Raw genomic sequence first — 4306 nt, forward strand, 5'->3', positions numbered from 1 at the left:
AATTTGGCCAAAAAAGCGCTTAAATTAGGTTTAGAACAACATCCAAAATCTACTGGATTAAAATTAGTTCAGGTAGAAATGTTGGTTTATGAAGACAAACTCGATATTGCGGAAAAGTTACTGAACGAGTTGTACGCCATAGAACCAACTAACGAAGAAATTTACATTCAAAAAGCCAACATACATTCTAAAAGAGACGAACACGAAAAGGCTATTTCATATTTGAAAATTGCTTTGAAGTATACGGATGATTATGCTGATGTGTATTCTATGATTGGGATGGAATATCTTTTCATGGACAATTTAGAAATGGCGAAAGAAAATTTCATCAAATGTTTAGATGAAGACACAGAAGATTACTCTGCACTTTATAACGTGGTGTATTGTTTTGATTTCTTAGATCAAAATGAAGAAGCCATCGTTTATCTAAACCGATTCATTGACAGAAATCCCTATAGCGAAGTCGCTTGGCACCAATTAGGACGCCAATATTACGCATTAAAAAACTACGAAAAAGCAGTTTGGGCTTTTGACTATGCGACATTAATTGACGAAACCTTCTTAGGTGCGTACATGGAAAAAGCAAAGTCATACGAAAAACTAAAAAAATACCAAGAAGCAATTGATTGTTACAATATTACATTAGAATTGGACGAACCTTCATCTTTTGTATTACTTCGCGTGGCAAAATGTTTCGAAAGATTAGGCAATACTGAATTTGCTTTAAATTATTATTTAAAAACAGTTCATGAAGATCCATTATTAGACAAAGGCTGGATTGCGATTACTGATTTTTACATTCGTCAAAAAAACTTCCAAAAAGCCCTATACTATGCAAATAAAGCCATTGGAATCGATGGTGATAATTCGTTATATTGGAAACGCTTTGCAGCTGTAAATAGCGCTTTACATTTCTTTGAAGAAGCAGAATACGGCTACCGAAAAGCATTTGAATGTGGTGACATTAATCTAGACACGTTCACACTTTGGACGGATGTTTTACAATATTTAGGCGAGTTTGATACCGCAATCGAAATTCTTCTAGAAGCAAGTAGTGTTTTGCCAGATGAATATGAAATCGAGTACCGTTTGGCTGGATTGTATTTTCTAATGGATGATATAACAAAAGGAAATCTTCATTTAATTAATGGAATGAAATTACAACCAAAACATCTAACTTTGTTCCAAGAATTATTCCCAGTAGTTTGGGAAAGAACGGAAGTTCAAAAAACGATTTCTAAATTTAAAAAATAGAGAATTAACAACCCTTAATCCATTCCAAAGTAGCGATGCTTTGGAATTTTTATTGCAATGAGAAAACTATTTCCCGATTATCTAATTATTACGCTTAAAGGCCTAGCCATGGGTGCTGCCGATGTTGTTCCTGGTGTTTCTGGTGGAACTATTGCTTTTATTTCTGGTATTTATCAAGAATTGATTGATAGCATTAATAATGTGAATCTTTCGGTATTAAAAACATTAAAAAAAGACGGATTAAAAGCAGCTTGGAAACAAGTAAACGGCAGTTTTTTATTGGCTTTATTATCTGGAATCGGAATCAGCATTTTGACTTTTTCTAAAGTGATAACCCATTTATTAGAAACCCAACCTATCTTAGTTTGGTCGTTTTTCTTTGGTTTAATTATTGCTAGTATAACTCTAATTTGGAAAGAAATTACGAGTTGGAAATTAGTGGATATTCTCTTTTTATTGATTGGAATTACCATTTCTTATTACATTACCATTGCAAGACCAGTAAGTTCTCCTGATAGTTATTGGTATTTATTTTTATCCGGATTTATTGCCATTATTGCCATGATTTTACCCGGAATTTCTGGCGCATTCATTTTGCTTTTAATGGGTTCGTATGAAACCGTAATTGGAACAATCAATACTTTCAGAGAAGGATTAACTTCAGCCAATTCAGAAATCTTAACACAAGCTTTATTAAAATTAGGTATTTTTGCGCTTGGCTGCATTATCGGATTAAAATCATTTTCTAAAGTATTACACTGGATGTTTGAACACCATAAAAACACTACATTAACTTTGTTAGTAGGTTTTATGGTTGGTTCGTTAAATAAAGTTTGGCCTTGGAAAGAGGTATTAGAAACTAGAATCAACAGCCATGGCGAAGTAGTACCTTATATTGACAAGAGTATTTTACCACAAAATTTTAATGGTGAACCCCAAATTGCCATGGCAATCGTATTAGCTATTTTAGGATTTGTATTGATTTTTGGAATGGAAAAAATGGCAAGTAAATTAGGTAAAAACTAAATTTGTAAAAAAATAACGTTCAAGTAACAATTTAAAACAAGACTCTGATTATATTTGATAGATTGTAATTTTAACTTAATACCAAATGAAAAAGAAAACAAAAAAACAGTTGAAATTTGGCTTAATTGGTCGAAACATAAGCTATTCTTTTTCAAAAAAATATTTCAATGAGAAGTTTGAAATTGGCCATTTTGATAATTGCGAATACAAGAATTACGATATTGAAAACATTAAAGAGTTTCCCAAAATAATCACAGAAATTAAAGGTTTACGTGGTTTAAATGTTACTATTCCCTACAAAGAAGAGATTATTCCATATTTGGATAAATTATCAAAAACAGCTAAGAAAATAGGCGCTGTAAACTGCATAACCATTTCCAAAAAGAAAAAACTAAAAGGTTACAACACCGATTATCACGGATTCAAAAAATCGATACAACCTTTATTGAAAGAACATCATAAAAAAGCATTAATTTTAGGAACGGGTGGTGCAAGTAAAGCCATTGCTTACGCTTTACGAAGCTTGAAAATTGAATATGATTTTGTTTCCAGAACGGCTGATGAATTTCAATACAAATACGAAGAATTAGATGCTTCTATTTTTGAAGAGTACACAATTATCATCAACACTACTCCAGTAGGAACACATCCGAATGTGGAGGAATGCCCGAATTTAGATTACAGTTTGTTTACCAAAAAACACATTGCTTTCGACTTAATTTACAATCCTGAAGAAACTGCATTTTTAAAAAAGGCTAAAGCGCAAGGCGCCGTGACGAAAAACGGTTACGAAATGTTGGTTTTACAGGCAGAAAAGGCTTGGAAGATTTGGAATGAGTAGATTAGCACGCGGATTACACAGATTTTCAAGTGCTGATTATAACTGATTTCTTTTAAACACATAGACACAATAGAAAAACTATGCGTTGATTTTAGACGTTGCACTTGGCATAGAACACATTTAATTGTACGTTTATTCTGAAACAAAACTTCTTCAAAGAACCAATCCCAAGAAAGCCTTTTGATAGCTATCTAACCCCGATAGGAGCGACACCTCGTATAGCGGATAGCGGGAAAATGGATGGCAAGGAAGCCCAAAACACTCGTTTCAAAGAAAATAAGTGATTAATTAGTCGATTTTTTTTGAATTTTCAAGGTGCTTTAGTATCTTCACACCTTATTTAGTAACCTTAAGCATTTACACAATGTCAGAAGCAACACATGATAACCTGCACAACGCAGATGGACAAGACCAAATGGAACAATTAGATGGTGTTACCATTATTAGTCAATCGGTATTAGAGGAAATAGACAATTCTAATGCAGAAGAAAATGAAGATGATTCGATAAAAGAAAAGCACGAAATTCCAGTTTTGGATTACGATGCAATGTCGATGGAAGCCTTAACCGATGAGCTGGAAAAATTAGTCAACAACGAAAAAGTAATGGCGATTAAAGACCATGTAGAAGGCATTAGAAAAGCTTTTTCGGACAAATATCACCATTTTATAGACGAGAAAAAAGAGGAATTCTTAGCTCAAAACAACGAAGAAGGTTTGGATTTTGAGTATCACTTTCCTTTAAAAAATAAGTTTGATGGCATTTACAACGCATACAAAGCGAGTAAAGCCAAACACTTCAAACAATTACAAAACAATTTAGAGCAAAATTTCGCCGTTCGTGAAAGCTTAATCGAAGAGTTGAAAAACTTAATTGATTCAGGAGATTCGAGCATTAGCGATATGTTCAAAAAAGTAAACGATATTCGTGAACGTTGGAAAAATGCAGGTGCAATTCCAAGAGATAAATACAACATCTTGTGGAACAATTACCATTTTCACATGGAGCGTTTTTACGACATCATGCATTTAGACAAAGAAGCGCGTGATTTAGATTTGAAAAACAATTTAGAGCAAAAGCAATTAATTATTGCTAAAGCTAAAGAATTGTTGAACGAAGCTGACGTAATGAAAGCCTTCCGTGAATTGCAATTGTTACACCGCGTTTGGAAAGAAGAAATTGGTCC

4 protein-coding genes are annotated in these 4306 nt (G+C 33.2%); all 4 read left to right on the forward strand.

Going from position 1 to position 4306, the window contains the following annotated elements; genetic code table 11:
• A partial coding sequence (locus tag Q0075_RS09865; protein WP_297869357.1) for a CDC27 family protein occupies nt 1-1254 on the forward strand: 1254 nt, incomplete at its 5' end.
• A 57-nt stretch (nt 1255-1311) separates the two neighbouring features.
• A complete protein-coding gene (locus Q0075_RS09870; protein ID WP_297869358.1) occupies nt 1312-2280 on the forward strand; it encodes a DUF368 domain-containing protein in 969 nt (322 codons plus the stop codon).
• 85 nt (nt 2281-2365) lie between these two features.
• Complete coding sequence (locus Q0075_RS09875; RefSeq protein ID WP_297869359.1) at nt 2366-3121, forward strand: shikimate dehydrogenase; 756 nt, start codon at nt 2366-2368, stop codon at nt 3119-3121.
• A 364-nt stretch (nt 3122-3485) separates the two neighbouring features.
• Nucleotides 3486-4306, forward strand: an 821-nt coding sequence (locus Q0075_RS09880) for a DUF349 domain-containing protein (RefSeq protein ID WP_297869360.1), incomplete at its 3' end; no start/stop codon positions are given.

The organism is uncultured Flavobacterium sp., assembly GCF_937967675.1.
Classification (GTDB): Bacteria; Bacteroidota; Bacteroidia; order Flavobacteriales; family Flavobacteriaceae; genus Flavobacterium.

Coding starts and splice junctions, on each gene's coding strand:
- Q0075_RS09870 (WP_297869358.1), top strand. CDS start 1,312: ATGAGAAAACTATTTCCCGATTATCTAATTATTACGCTTAAAGGCCTA.
- Q0075_RS09875 (WP_297869359.1), top strand. CDS start 2,366: ATGAAAAAGAAAACAAAAAAACAGTTGAAATTTGGCTTAATTGGTCGA.